This window comes from bacterium (assembly GCA_040755795.1).
In the GTDB taxonomy this organism is placed as follows: Bacteria; UBA9089; CG2-30-40-21; order CG2-30-40-21; family SBAY01; genus JBFLXS01.
On sequence record JBFLXS010000027.1, the window covers coordinates 1 to 21,315 of the forward strand.

At 39.9% G+C, this 21,315-nt stretch carries 7 protein-coding genes; 5 read left to right on the forward strand and 2 right to left on the reverse strand.

Annotated elements, in window-relative coordinates; translation table 11 throughout:
• Together AB1414_03500 and AB1414_03505 are read right to left on the reverse strand one after the other, a co-directional pair.
• The coding region (locus AB1414_03500) for a PQQ-binding-like beta-propeller repeat protein (GenBank protein MEW6606507.1) at positions 1–14,502 on the reverse strand (14,502 nt) is incomplete at its 3' end.
• A 130-nt stretch (positions 14,503–14,632) separates the two neighbouring features.
• Entirely contained in the window at positions 14,633–15,031 is a 399-nt protein-coding gene (locus AB1414_03505) for a GxxExxY protein (protein ID MEW6606508.1), read from the reverse strand.
• A gap of 1,025 nt (positions 15,032–16,056) precedes the next feature.
• Between AB1414_03505 and AB1414_03510 the strand changes: the two genes are divergently transcribed.
• The 5 genes from AB1414_03510 (at position 16,057) to AB1414_03530 (ending at position 21,262) form a co-directional block, all read left to right on the forward strand.
• Entirely contained in the window at positions 16,057–17,733 is a 1,677-nt protein-coding gene (locus AB1414_03510; protein ID MEW6606509.1) for a carbon starvation protein A, read from the forward strand.
• A 324-nt stretch (positions 17,734–18,057) separates the two neighbouring features.
• Positions 18,058–19,260: an HD-GYP domain-containing protein gene (locus tag AB1414_03515; protein ID MEW6606510.1), complete on the forward strand. Its 1,203-nt coding sequence runs from the start codon at positions 18,058–18,060 to the stop codon at positions 19,258–19,260.
• Positions 19,261–19,559: 299 nt separating this feature from the next.
• Positions 19,560–20,012 (forward strand): divergent PAP2 family protein, encoded by a 453-nt coding sequence (locus AB1414_03520; protein ID MEW6606511.1) that lies wholly within the window; start codon positions 19,560–19,562, stop codon positions 20,010–20,012.
• A 20-nt stretch (positions 20,013–20,032) separates the two neighbouring features.
• A complete protein-coding gene (gene pheS, locus AB1414_03525; protein MEW6606512.1) occupies positions 20,033–21,061 on the forward strand; it encodes a phenylalanine--tRNA ligase subunit alpha in 1,029 nt (342 codons plus the stop codon).
• 51 nt (positions 21,062–21,112) lie between these two features.
• Complete coding sequence (locus tag AB1414_03530; protein MEW6606513.1) at positions 21,113–21,262, forward strand: GxxExxY protein; 150 nt, start codon at positions 21,113–21,115, stop codon at positions 21,260–21,262.
• The last annotated feature ends 53 nt before the right edge of the window (positions 21,263–21,315 follow it).

Here is a 21,315-nt window from a genome sequence, read left to right on the forward strand (position 1 = left end):
AATCGTCGCATAGACGGTGATTGAGCCAAAACTTGCTGTCAAAGTCCCGGTTATCGGTGTGGTTGTGGCCGTAAATAGAGTTTGCGTGCCAGATGTCAGCGAAACACTGCCAATATTCGTCTGCCAGGTAAATATCAAACCAGGTATCTGATTGTGATACACATCATAACCTTTTGCCATGAATGTCTTTGTTCCAGCAACAGTCAGTGTTGCACTTGCCGGGTCAATGATGATGTAACTCAATGTCCCAGGTAAAACAGTGATAGTCGCATAAGTAGTAATCGTTCCATAGATAGCGGTTAAACTCCCTATCCCTGCCATCGTTCCTATTTGAATAAAGGTAGAAGAGCCAGCAGACGGTGAAATCGACCCAATAGTGGTCAACCAATTGAAAATCAAGCCATCAATAAAATTGCCATAACCATCATACCCGCGGGCAGTAAAGGTTTGAGAGCCATAAAGTGGCAAGGTAGTAGTAGCAGGATAGATAATGATGTAACTTAATGTACCAGGGGTAATGGTAATTGTCGCCAGGCAGGTTACACTTCCTGATGTCACCCCTAATGTCCCGGTCAATGCAGTTGTTCCCGCAGTAAAAAGGGTATAAGTTCCAGTGATTTGAGATAAAGTGCCTATCAGAGTGTTCCATTGATAGGTTAGATTAGGAACTTCGTTGCCATACTGGTCATAACCTTGTGTGGTAAAAGCCTGTGTCCCGACTGGCATTAAAGTTGCACTGGCAGGATAGATACGAATATAATTCAGCGGGTCAGGGGTAATGGTAATGGTTGCCGTATCACTCAAACTGCCATGTATAAAGGTTAGTGTGCCTGTAGTAGCTATCGTGCCAGCAACAAATAAAGTCCAACTCCCACTTGTCGGTGAAATACTCCCCATTCTCGTCGTCCAGGTAGAATTGATGTCGATATGATTCCAATATGCATCATAGCCATGCGCGGTAAATGTCTGTGTGCCATAAATAGATAAAGTTATCGTTCCTGGATTTATTCGGATATAGGTTAATGTCCCTGGTGTAATGGTAATCGTGGCGGAGGTAGTGATTGTGCCTGATGTTACGGCTAATGTGCCGGTCAATGCCGTTGTGCCGGCAGTAAAAATAGTCAAACTACCCGTTTCTTGAGATAATGTGCCAATCTTAATCTGCCAGGCATAACTTAAATTTGAAATTGCATTTCCATATCTATCATATCCTTGTGTGGAAAAAGTCATCGTGCCTTGCGGTGTTAAACTTGCGGTTGCCGGATAGATGAGGAGATAATTTAACGGGTCGCAGACAATAGTAATTGTTGCTGTATCACTCAGGCTACCGAATGCAAATGTCAATGTGCCAGTGATTGCCCTGGTTCCGGCAACAAATACCGTCATACTACCAATTGTCGGCGAGATACTACCAATCGTCGTGGTCCAGGTGCAACTGATATTGATATGATTCCAATAAATATCATAACCATGTGCCGTAAATGTCTGTGTGCCATAAATAGATAAAGTTATCGTTCCTGGATTTATTCGGATATAGGTTAATGTGTCTGGTGTAATGGTAATCGTGGCAAAAGTAGTGATTGTGCCTGATGTTACGGCTAATGTGCCGGTCAATGCCGTTGTGCCAGCAGTAAAAATAGTCAAACTGCCTGTTTCTTGAGATAATGTGCCAATCTCCGTCTGCCAGGTATAACTTAAATTTGGAATTGCATTTCCATATCTATCATATCCTTGCGTGGAAAAACTCATCGTGCCTTGCGGTGTTAAACTTGCGGTTGCCGGATAGATGAGGAGATAATTTAACGGGTCGCAGACAATAGTAATTGTTGCTGTATCGCTCAGGCTACCGAGGGCAAATGTCAATGTGCCGGTGATTGCCCTGGTTCCGGCAACAAATACCGTCAAACTACCAATTGTCGGCGAGATACTCCCAATCGTCGTCGTCCAGGTGCAACTGATATTAATATGATTCCAATAAATATCATAACCATGTGCCGTAAATGTCTGTGTGCCATAAATAGATAAAGTTATCGTTCCTGGATTTATTCGGATATAGGTTAATGTGTCTGGTGTAATGGTAATCGTGGCAAAAGTAGTGATTGTGCCTGATGTTACGGCTAATGTGCCGGTCAATGCCGTTGTGCCGGCAGTAAAGATAGTCAAACTGCCTGTTCCTTGAGATAATGTGCCAATCTCCGTCTGCCAGGTATAACCTAAATTTGGAATTGCATTTCCATATCTATCATATCCTTGCGTGGAAAAACTCATCGTGCCTTGCGGTGTTAAACTTGCGGTTGCCGGGATAAGGACTAAATTAGTTAAACTTCCCGGGATGACGGTTATCGTCGCCATAGTCGTTACTGTACCAGACCAGGCGCTTAATGTTCCAATTAAGGTCGTTGTGCCCGCAGTAAAAACAACTGTCTGCCCAGAGGTAGAAGAAAGTCTACCTATAGTTGTTGCCCAGAGATAGTCTAATCCCGGAATAGCGGTATGTGATTCATCATAGCCTTGTGCGGTAAAAGATATAGTGCCTCCTACGGCGATGCTCGTCGTTGCCGGGGTAATCTGAATATATGCCGGGGGACCACCCTGACCAAGCATATACATTTTTCCATCTGTAGAATTTATGTAGGCCGTAGCATTAGACCCCATTGCCGGAGATGATTCTATAATATCTGAAGTCAAATAACTCCATCTATAATTTCCATCAGGTAGAATAGCATAGAGTTTTTTATCATAAGAACCAACATAAATTGTGCCATCTGTGCCAACTATCGGGGATGATTCAATCCAATTGCCAGTCGCATATCTCCAATGCAAATTACCATCAGGTTTTATCGCATAGAGATAATTATCATAAGAACCAACATAAATTGTGCCATTTTTACCAATAGCCGGGGAAGATTTTACCCAACTATTAGTTTTATACCGCCAGTGTAATGTTCCATTTGAGTTGAGGGCGTATAAATAGGTATCATTTGAACCAACATATACCGTGCCATCTGTGCCAATAGCCGGTGAGGACTCTATCCTATCGCCTGTTGTATAAACCCATTGTAGTGTGCCGGTAGAACTGATGGCGTGGAGTTTACGGTCATAAGAACCTACATAAACCGTGCCATCTGGATTAACCGCAGGCGAGGAATAAATCCAGCCGCCAGTCTCATAACTCCATTTAAAAGTCCCATCTGGATTTATGGCATGTAATTTTTTATCATAAGAACCAATATAAATCGTCCCATCAGGCCCTATTGCAGGTGATGAGTAAATCATATTATCCGTTTCATAACGCCATTTAAGACTGCCATCTGGTTTTATTGCATAAAGATAATTATCTGTTGAGCCAATGTAGATTGTGCCATCAAGGTCAATTGCGGGTGAAGAATAAATCATATTGCCAGTGAGGTATCGCCATTTTAAACTACCATCTCTATTTATCGCATAAAGGTATTTATCGGTTGAGCCAAAATAAATCACACCATCATGACCAACCGCACAGCCAGAATGAATCAAACCACCCGTTGTATAACTCCCCAGTAAAGATACCGGACTGGGACCTGCATAGGAGCTGACGGCATTATGTTTATAGTCATATCCCCAACCAGGCCAGATATGGTCTAATTTAAATACCTCGATTATGGCTGTTTTAGAAACAGTTCCAACGGTTACTGTTAATGTTCCGGTTACAGGATTTGTCCCGGAAATAAATGTTGTTGTGGCTCCAGTAGTCGCGGTCAGTGTCCCAATAGTCACCTGCCATCGATATTCTAAATCAGGAATAGAATTATTATGGACATCATAACCCTGGGCAGTGAATAATTGTCTGCGATTAACCCCTAATGTTGCGGTTGAAGGAATGATTGAAATATAACTAATGGTTCCGGGAATAACCGTAATCAGCGCAGTTGCAGATAAACTATCGCAGGTCAGGGTAAGCGTCCCGGTAATTGGAGATGTGCCGGCAATAAATGTCGTCCAGGGACCTGTCGTCGTGGCTAAACTCCCAATGGTTACTGACCAATTAAATAATAATCCGTAAATAGGCTTACCAGTGGCATCAAACGCATTTGCCTCAAATGTTAAAGTTCCATCAACGCCTATGGTCGCAGAACCTGGCGTAATACTAATAGATGCAGGAGAGAGTGCCACAGCCAGAGAATAAAGTTTATTATCATTTGCTCCAACATAAATAGTATTTCCGGTACCTATTGCTGGTGAAGATAAAATTGCAGAGCCAATCGGATACCGCCATTTCAGATTACCTTGAGGTGTAATCGCATAAAAATAACCATCATAAGAACCAATATAAATGGTGCTATCACTACCGATAACTGGCGAAGATTTAATCCAACCCCCAGTTTCATAAGCCCATTTTTGACTGCCATTTGGATTGATTGCATATAATTTCTTATCATAAGACCCAACATAAATCGTGCCGTCTGTGCCTATTGCCGGTGAGGATTTGACCCAATGGCCTGTAGAATATATCCATTTATGACTACCGTCGGGATTAATGGCATAGAGATTATAATCATCTGAGCCAATATAAATCGTGCCGTCTGTATCTATGGCTGGTGAGGAGTCTATTTGTTTCCCAGTAGTATATATCCAGCGATTTGTGCCATTGGGATTTACGGCATGCAGTTTTTTGTCATAAGACCCAACATACACTGTTCCATCTGTGCCTATTGCTGGTGAAGAATGCACCCAACCGCCAGCATAATACCGCCATTTTAATGTCCCATCTGGACTGATGACATAGAGATACTCATCGTAAGACCCAACATAGATATTTCCATCTTCACCAACAACTGGCGAAGATTCTATCCAGCCATTTGTTTTGTATCTCCATTTTAACTGCCCATTTGGAAATATGGCATAAAGATAGGTATCAGGCGACCCAACATAAATAACTCCATCAGGACCAATCGCCGGTGAAGAAGAAACCATATCACCGGTTGGATATGACCATTTCAAATTGCCATCTGGATTTATAGCATATAGTTTATAATCATCTGAACCAACATAAATCGTGCCATCATTGGCTATTGCTGGCGAAGAGCGAATGGTATTTAAGGTTGTGTAAGTTCCTTTAATGCTTACCGGACAGGGGCCTGTATAGTCACTTCGTCCGGTATGGGTGCTGTTATATCTCCATTCTGGCCAGATATGAATTAGTTTGATGATATTTACAGTGGCTGTGCCAATAACCGCATCTACTCTAACAGTAAGAGTTGCGAGCATAGCGGTTGTGCCTGCGGTAAATGTAGTCAATGAACCAATAGTATTTGAAAAAGTCCCGGTTGGCATTTCCCATTGGTAAAGTAAACCTGAAAGAAGGTTATTAAATCTATCATAACCCTGTGCGGTAAATGTACAGGAGCCATTTACGGTTAAAGTCACCGAAGCCGGCGAAATGATGATGTAACTTATGGTGCCCGGGATTAAGGTTATTGTTGCAGAATTTATGATATTTCCATATTTTGCGGTTAATGTGCCGGTAACCGGGATAGTGCCAGGGATAAATAAGGTATTCGTCCCTGATGATGGATAGACACTACCAATGCTTGTCGCCCAACTAAAAAGAATGTCTTCAATAAGGTTATGATAAATATCATAACCTTTAGCTGTAAATGTCAGACTGCCTTCAACCGATAAAGTCGAAGATGCCGGGATAATGATGATGTAACTTAATGTTCCGGGATTAATCGTAATCGTGGCATAACTTGTTATCGTGCCGTAAGTTGCGGATAAACTACCAATACCCGTCCTTGTGCCGGCATAAAATGTGGTCTGCGTGCCTACACTTATTGAACCAATAGTACATTCCCAGTTAAAAATTAACTCCGGAATCAGGTTATCAAACCTATCATAGCCTTTTGCCGTCCAAGTCAAAGTGCCTTCAACAACCAGGCTCGCACTGTCAGGCGTCATCATAATATAACCCAATGTCCCGGGATTAACCGTGATTGTCGCATAAGTCGTTATTGTGCCATAATGTGCAGATAAACTGCCTATCCCGGTCTTTGTGCCAGCATAAAACTCGGTCTGCGTGCCAATGTTGACATTAACAGAACCAATTGTCCAGCCCCAGTTAAAGATTAACTCCGGAATAAGGTTATCAAACCTATCATAGCCTTTTGCCGTCCAGCTCAAAGTGCCTTCAACAACCAATGTTGCACTGCCCGGCATCATCACAATATAACTTAATGTCCCGGGATTAACCGTTATCGTCGCATAACTCGTTATTGTGCCATAATGTGCAGATAAACTGCCTATCCCGGTCTTTGTGCCAGCATAAAACCCGGTCTGTGTGCCACTGCTGACATTCACAGAACCAATTGTCCAGCCCCAGTTAAAGATTAACTCCGGGATAAGGTTATCAAACCTATCATAGCCTTTTGCCGTAAAGCTCAAAGTGCCTTCAACAACCAGGCTCGCACTCCCAGGTATCATCACAATATAACTCAATGTCCCGGGATTAACCGTTATCGTCGCATAACTCGTTATTGTGCCATAATGTGCAGATAAACTGCCTATCCCGGTCTTTGTGCCAGCATAAAACACGGTCTGTGTGCCAATGCTGACATTCACAGAACCAATTGTCCAGCCAAAGTTAAAGATTAACTCCGGAATCAGATTATCAAACCTATCATACCCTTTTGAAGTGAAACTCAAAGTGCCTTCAACAACCAATGTCGCACTGCCCGGCGTCATCACAATATAACTTAATGTCCCGGGATTAACCGTTATCGTCGCATAACTTGTTATTGTGCCATAATGTGCAGATAAACTGCCTATCCCGGTCTTTGTGCCAGCATAAAACTCGGTCTGTGTGCCAATGCTGACATTGACAGAACCTATATTCCAGCCCCAGTTAAAGATTAACTCCGGAATAAAGTTATCAAATCTATCATAGCCTTTTGCCGTGAAGCTCAAAGTGCCTTCAACAACCAAACTCGCACTACCCGGTGTCATCACCATATAACTTAATGTCCCGGGATTAATCGTGATTGTGGCAAAAGTCGTTATTGTGCCATAGATTGCAGATAAACTGCCGACACCGGTCTTTGTGCCAGCATAAAACACGGTCTGTGTGCCAATGCTGACATTCACAGAACCAATTGTCCAGCCAAAGTTAAAGATTAACTCCGGGATAAAGTTATCAAACCTATCATAGCCTTTTGCCGTCCAGGTCAAAGTGCCTTCAACAACCATGCTCGCACTGCCCGGCGTCATCACAATATAACTTAATGTCCCGGGATTAACCGTTATCGTCGCATAACTTGTTATTGTGCCATAATGTGCAGATAAACTGCCTATCCCGGTCTTTGTGCCAGCATAAAACTCGGTCTGTGTGCCAATGCTGACATTGACAGAACCTATATTCCAGCCCCAGTTAAAGATTAACTCCGGAATAAAGTTATCAAATCTATCATAGCCTTTTGCCGTGAAGCTCAAAGTGCCTTCAACAACCAAACTCGCACTACCCGGTGTCATCACCATATAACTTAATGTCCCGGGATTAATCGTGATTGTGGCAAAAGTCGTTATTGTGCCATAGATTGCAGATAAACTGCCGACACCGGTCTTTGTGCCAGCATAAAACACGGTCTGTGTGCCAATGCTGACATTCACAGAACCAATTGTCCAGCCAAAGTTAAAGATTAACTCCGGGATAAAGTTATCAAACCTATCATAGCCTTTTGCCGTCCAGGTCAAAGTGCCTTCAACAACCATGCTCGCACTGCCCGGCGTCATCACAATATAACTTAATGTCCCGGGATTAACCGTTATCGTCGCATAAGTCGTTATTGTGCCATAATGTGCAGATAAACTGCCTATCCCGGTCTTTGTGCCAGCATAAAACCCGGTCTGTGTGCCACTGCTGACATTCACAGAACCAATTGTCCAGCCCCAGTTAAAGATTAACTCCGCAATAAAGTTATCAAACCTATCATAGCCTTTTGCCGTGAAACTCAAAGTGCCTTCAACAACCATGCTCGCACTGCCCGGCGTCATCACAATATAACTCAATGTCCCGGGATTAATCGTGATTGTGGCATAAATCGTTATTGTGCCATAAGTTGCAGATAAACTGCCGACACCGGTCTTTGTGCCAGCATAAAATTCGGTCTGCGTGCCAATGCTGACATTGACAGAACCAATTGTCCAACCAAAGTTAAAGATTAACTCCGGAATAAAATTATCAAACCTATCATAGCCTTTTGCCGTGAAACTCAAAGTGCCTTCAACAATCAATGTCGCACTGTTAGGTGTCATCACAATATAACTCAATGTCCCGGGATTAACCGTTATCGTCGCATAAGTCGTTATTGTGCCATAATGTGCAGATAAACTGCCTATCCCGGTCTTTGTGCCAGCATAAAATTCGGTCTGTGTGCCAATGCTGACATTCACAGAACCGATTGTCCAGCCAAAGTTAAAGATTAACTCTGGAATCAGATTATCAAACCTATCATAGCCTTGTGCCGTGAAGCTCAAAGTGCCTTCAACAACCAATGTCGCACTGCCCGGCGTCATCACCATATAACTTAATGTCCCGGGATTAACCGTTATCGTCGCAGAACTCGTTATTGTGCCATAATGTGCAGATAAACTGCCGACACCGGTCTTTGTGCCAGCATAAAATTCGGTCTGTGTGCCACTGCTGACATTGACAGAACCAATTGTCCAGCCCCAGTTAAAGATTAACTCTGGAATAAGGTTATTAAATTCATCATATCCTTTTGCCGTAAATGTCCTGGTGCTATCAACGACTACTGTGGTGGTTGAGGGATAGATAACGATATAACTCAGTGTGCCTGGTTTAATGGTTATTGTTGCAGAAGTAGTTATTGAACCTAAAAATGCGGTTAAACTCCCAATACCACCTGTCGTCCCGGCTATAAATACCGTTAAAGTGCCTTTTGTTACCGTAATTGACCCTATGGTCCAATTCCAATCAAATATTAAGCCGGGGATAAAATTCATATATTTATCATATCCGGAGGCAGTAAATGTCTGAGTGCCAAAAAGTAACACGGTAACAGATGCCGGATTGATGATAATATAAGTTAATGTCCCTGGTATGACCGTAATCGTCGCAAAGGTGCTAATAGAACCATGACGGACGGTTAAAGTGCCCATACCAGCAGATGTGCCAGCATTAAATACCGCCGCACTATTAGCCGTAACAGAACCAATCGTTGTTTCCCAGACATAAATTATATCCGGGATGAAATTATGATAAATATCATACCCCAGAGCCGTAAATGTCCTGGTGCTACCGGTAACAACTATTGCTGATGTCGGGTCAAGAATGATATAACTGAGTGTTCCAGGAAGAACATTAATCGTCGCATAAGTCGTAATCGAACCGAATAAAACCGTCAGGCTGCCTAATCCCGCCTTTGTCCCAACTTCAAGTAAGGTATTAGTCCCTGTTGTCGGTGATATTGAGCCAATATTAATCAGCCAATTAAAAAATAACCCATCAATAAAATTGGAATAAATATCAAAGCCTCTAACTGTAAATGTTTTAGAGCCAAATAATTCAAGTGTTGCCGTTGCCGGGTCGATTAAAATAAATGATAATGTCCCTGGAATAATGGTAATTGTTGCCAGAGTAGTAATCGAACCCAAACTTACCCCTAAAGTTCCTTCTAATGCCCGTGTCCCGGCTGTAAAAATGGTCGCACTACCAATACCCGATGAGACGCTTCCAATAAAGGTATTCCAATTAAAAACAAGTTCAGGTATAAAATTAAAATATGTATCATAGCCATAAGCGGTAAATGTTCGTGTGCCATCTACAACTACGGTTGTAGTCCCAGGCATAATAATAATCTGCGTAAGTGTGCCTGGAATAATGGTTATCGTCGCCAATGTCGTTAGTGTTCCAAGATAAACACTTAAAGTGCCCTCCACTGTCCGAGTCCCGGCAGTAAAAAGGGTAGATGACCCTGAAGTTGACGATAAACTGCCAATTAAAGTTTGCCAGTTAAAAATAAGATTTGGGTTATAATTGTTATATTTATCATAGCCATAGCCGGTAAATGTTCGCGTGCCATCAACGGTAAGAGTAACTGTAGCCGGATTGATGATAATATAAGTCAGGGTCCCCGGGACAATAGTTATTGTTGCAAAACCAGTAATAGAGCCTGAAGTAACGGTTACTGTTGCAATTAAAGTTATTGTCCCAGCAGTAAAAATTGTAGATGTCCCGCTATTCGTAGAGAGGCTACCCAGAGAAACCTGCCAGCTATAACTTAATCCGGAAATAGGCCGCCAATACTGGTCATATCCCTGTGCGGTTAAACTAATAGTGCCATCGACTTCAATCGTTGGTGTGCCTGGAGTAATAAGTATGTAAGTAAATGTCGCGGTAGCCATAGTTATTGTGGCAAAACCCGTGATTGTGCCGTAAGTTGCCGATAAAGTCCCTGTTTGAGCAATCGTGCCAGCAATAAATCTCACCGCAGTCCCGGTTATTGTAGATAAATTCCCAATTTTAGTATTCCAGTAAAAACACAAATTAGAAATTGGATTACCATATTTATCATATCCTTGTGCCGTAAAAGTTTGTGTGCCACTGTAAGGCAGGGTAATAGACCCGGGTGTAATAATGATATAACTTAATGTGCCAGGGATAATGGTTATCGTGCCAAAACCTATAAAAGAATCTGAACGAGCACTCAAAGTTCCTATCAATGCCTTTGTGCCTGCTGTAAAGATAATAGACTTGCCCGTAGTTGGCGAGATACTTCCTATAATGGTGTTCCAATTGTAGATTAAATCAGCAATAGGATTATCATATTCATCATATCCCTGAGCCGTAAATGTCAATGTCCCATCAACCACAACGGTTGTCGTTGCTGGGGTGATTTTTACATAAGATAAAGTCTTTGGGATGCCGGTGATAATATAAACCTTACCAAAATTTGCTCCCATATCATCGTTATAAGGTGCACTAATGATTGTTTCCGGTGCTCCATCATGATTGACATCACCGCCACCTGCGACTGAATACCCAAAATAATCCTCGCTGTTTTCTCCAGGCATACCAATATCAGGTAAAGTATCTATTGGATTTCCACCATAATATGTGTAAAATTTACCAGTGAAAGAATTAACAAAAGGTGCACCAATCACAACATCATCAAAACCCTCATTATTTACATCACCAACACAATCTACGGCAAAACCCAAACTACTATTAGGCACTGAGCCATAAAAAATTACATCCGGGTTACCACTAAGGCTACCTGAAGTCCCATAATAAATACAACAAGCATTGGCATCTATCCCTGGTGCACCAACAATCGCATCGGCATAACCATCTTTGTTAATATCACCTGCCGCACCAACTGAATAACCTAATTTAAGGTCTCCACCAATACCGTAGGTAATCATATCAGCAACGGCATTGGTAATAGTCCCACCATAAAATACATAAGCACTACCCCAATAATTAGAGGGGAACTGTAGAACTCCATAACTATAAGCACCAACAATCACATCACTATGGCCATCTTTATTCATATCACCAACACCCGCGACTGAATAACCAAATAAATCTTGTGAAATGCCGCTGGCAAAGGTTACATCTACAGTGGTATCCATAGATGAGCTGCCATAATAGACATAAGCCTTCCCCATAAAATTATTTCCCGCACTAAATCCGGGTGCACCAACAATGATATCCTCATACCCATCTCGATTTATATCACCCGCATTAGCCACAGAATATCCACGGAACTCATAAGCAGAACCGGTCAAGATAAGATTTGAAGTCAGTGATGGTCCATAATAAACATAGACTCGACCATAATGTCCATTGTAGGTATGAGCCCCGACAATGACATCATCATAAATATCATTATTGACATTAGCGATGGCGACCGAGATACCAAAATTAATACCGATTGCCTCACCTCCTAATATTATATCTGCTGTGTCATCTAAAACCGAATTACCAAAATAGATATAAACCCTGCCTTGATTAGAATTATAGTTAGGTGCCCCAACAACAACATCATCGAATCCATCACCATTTATATCACCATTACCAGCAACCGATATGCCAAATTTTTCATTTTGATAATGTCCTTTTAAGGCAATAAGATATTTTAACGGTGTAATGATGTCTCCGTATTCACTGGTAATAGTAATCGAGGCAGTTGCCGTAATAGTTCCTGATGTCGCTGTTAATGTCCCGATTAAGAAAGTTACCGAACCAGCAATAAATACTGTTTGACTTCCAGTCGTGGGAGCAATACTGCCAATCTGTGTTTGCCAGGTATAGGTTAAATCAGGGATGGGATTGTGATACCCATCGTAGCCCTGGGCAAAAAATGGCTTTGCGGATTTGACAAATACGGTTGCCGTAGCAGGCGTGATAGTAATATAGGAAAGTGTTCCCGGGATAATTTTAATCATAGCAACAACGGTTACAGAACCTGATGTAACGGCTAAAGTCCCGGTTAATGCCCTTGTGCCCGCAGTAAATATTGTTGCACTACCTGTATTCGACGAAACTGTCCCTATCTGAGTCCCCCAGAGATAAGTTAGCCCTGCCATTTCCTGATTATACTGGTCATAGCCTTGTGCGGTAAATGTCGAAGTCGCATTCACCAACAGAGTAAAAGTCGCCGGAGTAATAATGATATAGGTTAAAACAGGGGCACAGATACTGATTGTGGCTATCCCGGTAATTGTGCCATAAGTAGCGGTTAATATCCCAACAAGTGTTGTATTTGTGGCAGTGAAAATAGTCGATGTCCCAACTACCATTGAAACAGTGCCAATGTTCGTATTCCAGATAAAACTCAAATCCGGGATAAAATTCCCATAACTATCATATCCCTTTACCTCAAAACTTTTAGTGCCAAGTGATTGAATCATTAAAGTAGCCGGGGTAATAATAATGTAACTTAAAGTGCCCAGAGGAATAGTAATTGTCGCTACTGCGGTTAGAGTTCCAACACGCACAGTTAAAGTCCCGGTTAACGCAGTTGTGCCTGCCCTAAAAACAGTAGAAGTGCCTGATGTCGTCGATAAACTACCTATCATCGTCTCCCAGATATAGGTAAGATAAAGGATAGTATCACCATATTGGTCATGTCCCTCTGCAGAAAAGGTGCAGGTAGCATAAGGTGTTAATGTTGCCGTAGCAGGTGTTAAGGTGATATATTTTAATTCACGATAAATTCCACTAATGACATACGATTTCCCGGCATTAGACCTGCCATCCGGGTCATGGTAAGGGGCACCAATCAAAAACTCATATGAAGCATTTCTATCTAAATCCCCTACCCCGGCTACCGCATAACCAAAATAATCAGATGTATTTTCTCCGGCTATACTTAAATTTGAAGTGGTACCAATTGTATTTCCACCATAATAAATATAAGTTTTACCCCTGCCAGAGTTCTCAAGAGGGGCACCAATAACAATATCATCATAGAAATCTTGATTTGTATCATAAGCCTTATTAACCGAAAAACCAAACCAACCACCAGCTACGGGTCCATTTATCGTTGTTCTGGACAGATTGCTGACAGTTTTACTCCCATAATAGACATAGCACGCATTGGTGTTTGCTCCAGGTGCTCCAACCAAAAAATCTGCATACCCATCAAAATTAACATCCCCGGCTCCTGCCACGCAATAGCCTAATTTATTATCCTTGCCTGAGGCACCATAAACAATAAAATCAGCGATAGAATTAGTAATCGTGCCACCTAAATAGACATAAGCACTACCCCAATAATTAGAAGGAGCTAATACCACACCATATCCATAGCCACCAACAATTACATCGCTATGTCCATCTTTATTAATGTCACCAGCACCTGCCACCGAGTAGCCAAAATAATCCTGTGATATGCCAGTTTGCAAGGTTACATTTGGTGAGGGATTATTGGTCATTGTGGTGCTACCGTAATAAATATAAGCCTTACCCATAAAATTATTTACCGCACTAAATCCCGGTGCCCCAACAATGACATCATCACAACCATCCTTATTCACATCCCCGGCAGACGCGACTGAATAACCTAAATATGTACCCCCAGGACTGGTAATCGTAACATCAGGACTGGTATTTATACCTCCTGCATTTCCAAAAAATATATACGCCCGACCATAATAACCATTGTAAGTATAAGCACCAACAATTATATCTACATAACTATCTTTATTTACATCCCCGGCACAGGCAACGGAAATACCAAATCTTTCCCCAGCTGATTGTCCCAAAATAGTTATAGTTCCAACCTTAGTATAGATATAAACCTTACCGCGGTCTGAGCTATACCGATAAGCACCAACAATAAGGTCATTATAACCATCCTTATCTATATCACCAGCATTAGCCACCGCATAACCAAACAGGTTATTAGCATACTCTCCCTTCATACTCATAGTCAATGTTTGAGCAGAAGTTATGCTGGTAAATAAACAGAGGGTAAATAATGTAAAAAATGATTTTTTCATTTTATTATTTCACCATATAAAAGCCTAAAAATGGCAAAAAAGGGCACAGTTCTCCCCTTTCCCATTTGTATCTATTCAGTATTTTTGACAGGATGAACAGGATTAACGGGATTTTTGTTTATTCTGTTCATCATGATTGTAGTTGTGATGAATATTCCGACAGATCTCTCACCTTTCGCTTTACTTCAACCTTTTTTTCTCCAAAATTAATAATCAATCCAACATCCTTATGAGTGGCAGTCAAATAGTTCACTAATTGTAATTCATGTGCTGTGACAATCTGTCGAACGGATTTTAATTCCAAAATTACCACATCTTCTACAATAATATCCGCCTCAAACTCTCCGACAATTTCTCCATCATAGAATACTTTAATAGACTTTTGCGAGTCCGCCTTCAACCCGGCTCTTTTCAATTCAATTAGTAAACATTTCTCATAAACTGATTCTAAGAACCCAAATCCCATGGTATTATAGACACGATAAGCACAACCAATGATTTTCTCTGTTAATTCTTTATATTTCATCATATTAATACATCCACAAGGTTATGATAATTTTTTTTGATTAACCGGATAATTTTAACATCCTGTCTATCTTGTAAATCCTGTCAAAAGAACTGAATAGTTACTCCCATTTTCATTTATTTTAGATTTTGGATTTAGCCAAATTTACAATTCAATCGAAAATCCAAAATCCAAAATCGAAAATCCAAAATAATTCTATCCCCCTTTCTTTAAACATCGGCGAAAAATGGAAAAATCTTTAGTTTTTTTATAAAAATAAAAAAGACCGTTTCCCAATTTTTTAATCAACGGTCTTTTTATTTACAAAAATTATTATATCCCTTAATGTTAGGATACCATAAAATCAAGTTTTTGTACTGATAGGAATTTGCTTTTTGGATCTTTTGGACTGTTCATTCATTTTTGCTCCTTCGGAGGATATTATAGCAAAAATTTTAGCATATGTCAACAAAAAAATCCCAGTTGTTTTCGAGGTCTGCCCCCGGTCTGCCCCTTTCGGAGCGGCAGACAGTCCTGAAGAGTAAAAAATCTTCGCACAAAAACTCCTTGAAATAATCCAATTTTTTATCCCCCCAAAATTTTTTTAAAAAAATATTTGTATTTTTACACTTTTTATGGTATAATCATAATAGTATATACTATTATGATTCTTTAGACTTCTGCAAAATTGAGAAATTGTTGATTTATACTCAACACTGGCATAATCTGTGATTTAAACTAAACTTTTGCGTTTTTTGCTAACACTTTGTATTTCAATCTCTTGTGTAAATAAGGGGAAACGGGAAAGGGGGGAAAAGGAAAAAGAAGTATTTTTCTCTAAGTATAAGAAATATAGTTAGTTATACATGAAATTCTTTTTCCCCTTTCCCCAATTTTCTCCATTTCCCCTTTCTTACACCTAAAAAAAACGCAAAAGTTCAAATAATATAATAAATACAAAAGATGTGGGTAACGATAAGGATTTAATCAGGGATAGAAACAGGTTTTATCCGAGAGCGTTTACCAAAATTAAGGAGGGAAAGGAAGATATGATTAGTTTATTAATTTTAATTGTTATGCTCATTTTTTTAGCGGGTTATTGTGTTTATGGTCGGTTTTTGCAAAAACAGATGAAATTAGATGATTCATCTCTTACGCCGGCACAGGAGATGAATGATGGAATAGATTTTGTTCCGGCAAAACCTATGTTGTTATTAGGACAACATTTTTCGGCAATTGCGGCCGCTGGCCCGATTGTTGGTCCCATTCTTGGATGTTTATGGTTTGGTTGGGCACCGGCACTTCTCTGGATAGTTCTGGGGGCAATATTCATTGGTGGTGTCCATGATTTCTCAAGTTTAGTTGCTTCAATTAGACATAAAGCCGCATCTATTGGTGAGATTGTTAAACAATATATGTCCCCGACCTCTCATATCCTATTCCTGATTTTTGTCTGGCTTGCCTTGATTTATGTCATTATTGCCTTTACAGATATTACAGCTCATACCTTTAAGACAGTCGTTAAAGAAGAGGCATTTGGTCCTGGCGTGGCGGCGTCATCCTTCCTTTATCTTCTTGCGGCAGTGTTTATGGGAATCCTTTTATACAAATTTAAGATTAAACTGTGGTTAGCAACCGTGATATTTTTGCCAATAGTATTATTAATAATCTGGGTTGGACCACGATTACCCATAGAAATACTTGGTTCATTATCTGTAAAACAATGGGATATAATCTTGTTGATATATTGCTTTATTGCCGCGGTCATCCCAATGTGGTTATTACTTCAGCCTCGTGGCTATCTTGGTGGTTGGTTTTTATATCTTATAATTATCATTGGGTTGATTGGCGCAATATTTGGAGGATTTACCATACAATACCCGGCATTTAATCTTGAAGGATTAAAAAGTCTGGCTAATGGAAAATTACTCTTCCCTGTTTTATTTATTACGGTTGCTTGTGGTGCGTGTTCAGGATTTCACGGAATTGTCAGTTCGGGAACGACTTCAAAACAACTTTCCCGCGAAAAAGATGCGGTGTCAGTTGGTTACGGGGCAATGTTACTTGAAGGTTTAATCGCAGTGCTGGCAATGATAACCGTCATAATGCTACCAAAAGGGGCAGAGATGCTTAAATCCGACCCAAATCTTATCTATGCTAATGGTATTGCTCAATACATGGGGTTAATTGGAATAGCGTTTAGTTTTGCCTTCCCATTTGCCTTACTTGCTTTTTCAACCTTTGTCTATGATACCCTTGATGTTTCAACAAGGCTTGCCCGCTATATCCTCCAGGAACTAATTGGGTGGAAATCAAAAATTGGCGGAATAATATGTGCCTTAATCAGCTTATTTGTTCCTTTATTATTTTTAATGTTGACCAAAGAAAAGGGATATTTAGTTGCCTGGCCAATCTTTGGCACAAGCAATCAATTACTTGCTTCTTTAACCTTACTTGGAATTTCTGTCTGGTTGATAAAGACTGGTAAAAATGCCATTTATACCATCCTACCAATGATATTTATGTTAGTGATGACTTTATGGTCATTGGTAACTTTAACCTTACCTTTCATCACTTCTTTACCAGAAATACTTCAGGGTAGCAGTGTTGTCCCGGATGTTTTGATTTCGGGTATTTGTGGGATTGTCCTTTTGCTTCTAAGTATAATGCTTATCATTGAAGCGATTAAAACATTATCCCGGAACATAAAAGGAACTACAGCGTAGCCTGTGAATATGTATAGCAGTATATCGGTAGAAATAAATATCATACAAATAATGTCCCATAGGGACAATATATCGGTAAATGGCTTTCCATAAATTTCGACCTGTGCGGTTAAATGTAAAATGGATAATGTCCAATGAGAAATGTCCAATGAAAATGTATAATTGAAAAGTAATGAGTCTTGCGAAGTCCTAAAATTTCCCATTTTTCATTTTCTATTTTACATTTTACATTTATTTTTCCTTTGCGTCTCTGCGATGAATTAGTCTAATCGCACAGCTGGATAAATTTTCTACCAATATATCGTTCCTACGGAACTGATTGATTTGTCTATCTATTCCTACCGATATTATGTTCCTAACGGAACGATTATTCTCATGCCTTATTTATGGGGTATTATCCTATGTAAACTTCCAGTTAATAACCGCTATAGAGTCTATAGTCTTGTGTCTGATGTCCAGTGTCTGAATCACAGTTACCCTTATTTTTTAATTGACTTTTTAACAAAAGGTAAGTATAATAAAGATATGCCAGGATATTTTGTAGCAGAACCTCCAAAAATAGAAGTTTTTGATGATAAAATACTAAAAAATGCAGAAGCCAAAAAATTGATTCAAGACATCCCTGTTTTGCTTTCTAACCAGATAAAAGAAGAGGCAATAAAAGTCGTCTATACCAGTCTTCAAGAGGCAAAAGCAGGGAGGATGATTGATAAAATGACCGTGCGGGAGGTGGTTACTAAATTAATTGAAGAAGTTATCTCAAACTATGAAGATTCTTTGATAAATCTTATGGATATTAGAACCTATGATAAATATACCTTCTCACATTCAATCAATGTTTGCACCTTATCTACACTCATCGGTCTAAAACAGAAATTAAAAAGGAAAGATTTAGAAGATTTAGCTATTGGTTCGTTGCTTCATGATGTAGGTAAAATACTGATTAGGCATGAGATATTAGATAAACCCGGAAGATTAACCCCAGAAGAATTTGAGGAGATGAAAAAACATCCTATTTATAGCTATAATATCCTTTCGAGAGAAAAAGATGTAAGTGAAGTTCCCAGAATGGTCGCTTATGCCCATCATGAAAGATATGATGGCCGAGGGTATCCACGGAAATTAGTCGGTGCTGAAATTCCACAATTTGCCGTAATGACCTCAATTGCCGATGTCTATGATGCCCTGACAACGGATAGACCATATCGAAAAGGGTTACTCCCTCATGACGCGATGAGAATTATTATTAGTCAAACTTATAGTGATTTTGCCATAGATGTTGTCCGTGCTTTTTTGAGAACTTTGTCTATCTACCCTCTTGGAAGCTTAGTTAAGCTTAACACCGGAGAAATAGGATTAGTCGTTAAAGTAAATGAGCGGGCAATTGTCAGACCAGTGATTAGAGTATTGATTGATGCTAAAGGCGAACTAATACCATTTTCAAAGGTTAAAGATATAGATTTGACCAAAGATGCCACGAGATTTATCGAATGTCCGGAGAGTGAAGAGATATTTAGCAAAAAGTAAGCATTTAGCAGTGAAGAGTGAACCGTGAAGGTAATGGGTCAGTTATTTGGGGGAAACGAACATTAACCTGTGGAGGACAAAGCAATGAAAATAGTAGGCAAGTAGGTAGTAGGTAAGTTAGGAAAGGGATAAAGAATGTGCACGGTATTCCTCTTCTGGGGGCAATGTCTCCCCCTTTCCTACTTTCCTACTCTCTTACTTCCTACTTTTAGGAGAATTCCCCATTTCACTGACCCATTACCCGTGAAGACTAATCAGTAGCCTACTGTTCAGTGATTTCAGACTGAGGTGCAAGAATAATGGTAACTGCGATTATCACAATATTACAAAACAAGATATTTTTAGCGTCGGTTTTAGCCTGGTTAATTGCCCAGGTTTTAAAGATTATTATCTATGCCCGCAAGAATAGACGAATAAATTTTAGACTGCTGTTAGGTTCAGGTGGGATGCCAAGCTCTCATTCAGCAACCGTGATGGCTTTATCTACTGCTGTTGGTAAAATACACGGCTGGGATACACCACTTTTTATTGTCACTCTGATATTTGCATTTATTATTATGACCGATGCGGTTGGTGTCCGGCGAGCAGTTGGTCAACAAGCACGGATTTTAAATATTATGGTTGATGAACTTTATGAAAAAGGAACAATAAGTGAGCGGAGATTAAAGGAATTATTAGGTCATACGCCGGTAGAAGTCTTTGTCGGCGCCGGACTGGGGATATTAGTTGCCTTAGGAATTACCGCATTGTAAAAATTTGGAGTCTGGAAACAATGGAAGAAAAAATTAAGTCTCTAATGATAGAGGCAGAAAATGAAATTAAAAAAGCCATTTCTTTTGAGGTATTAGAAAAACTGCGGGTAAAATATTTAGGACGAAAAGAAGGATTGATTACCCAACTTCTAACCAGGATGGGAAGTCTCTCTGCCGAAGAAAAACCTAAAATCGGGAAATTAATTAATGAGATAAAGAATAAAATTACCCAATTACTTACCGAAAAAACAGAACTATTAAAATCTAAAACCCAGCAAGAAAAATTACTTTTAGAAAAGATTGATATAACCTTGCCTGGTATTGGACCTCAAATAGGTAAATTTCATCCCATAACGATTATATTAAACCAAATAGTAGATATTTTTGTTAGATTAGGTTTTCAAATAGCCGAAGGGCCTGAGATAGAATTAAGTTATTATAATTTCGATGCCTTGAATATCCCACTTCATCATCCGGCACGGGATATGCATGATACCTTTTATGTCAAAAGCGATTCTGAAGATGTGATTTTACGCACACATACTTCCCCGGTTCAAATTCGTGTTATGGAAAAACAACAACCGCCTTTGCGAATAATTGTTCCTGGCAGGGTCTATCGTAAAGATGCTGATATTTCTCATTCACCTATGTTTCATCAAGTAGAAGGTTTATTAGTTGATGAATGGACGACATTTAGTGATTTAAAGGGAGTGCTTTCATCATTTATCCATCTTATCTTTGGGGAACAAACTAATCTTCGGTTTAGACCGAGTTTCTTCCCTTTTACTGAGCCTTCGGCAGAAATAGACATTTCTTGCGTAATATGTGAAGGAAAAGGATGTGGGCTTTGTAAATATACCGGTTGGATAGAGATTTTAGGCGCCGGGATGGTTGACCCAGAGATATTTAAAATAGTTAATTATGATTCAACAAAATACACCGGTTTTGCCTTCGGCGTCGGCGTAGAAAGAATTGCTATGCTAAAATACGGCATCAATAACATTAGATTATTTTTTGAAAACGATATTCGGTTTTTAGAGCAATTTTAAAATAATGTAAGAGTTCAGGTAGGATATAAAAAATAAGGAGAAAGGGAGAAGATGGAGAAGTGGAGAAAAGAAGAGTTAACTGATAGGATTATTAATGCCTGTATTAATGTCCATAAAGAGTTAGGGCCTGGTTTTCTGGAGAGCATCTATCACAATGCCTTGAAGGTTGAGTTTGCAAGACAGAACATCATCTTTGAATAAGAAAAAGAAGTCAAAATATTCTATCAAGGTATTGAGGTTGGGATTCATAGACT

Bases quoted from the DNA above. Each gene is read 5' to 3' on its own strand.
- AB1414_03505 (MEW6606508.1), bottom strand. From the start codon at position 15,031: ATGATGAAATATAAAGAATTAACAGAGAAAATCATTGGTTGTGCTTAT.
- AB1414_03510 (MEW6606509.1), top strand. From the start codon at position 16,057: ATGATTAGTTTATTAATTTTAATTGTTATGCTCATTTTTTTAGCGGGT.
- AB1414_03520 (MEW6606511.1), top strand. From the start codon at position 19,560: ATGGTAACTGCGATTATCACAATATTACAAAACAAGATATTTTTAGCG.
- pheS (MEW6606512.1), top strand. From the start codon at position 20,033: ATGGAAGAAAAAATTAAGTCTCTAATGATAGAGGCAGAAAATGAAATT.
- AB1414_03530 (MEW6606513.1), top strand. From the start codon at position 21,113: ATGGAGAAGTGGAGAAAAGAAGAGTTAACTGATAGGATTATTAATGCC.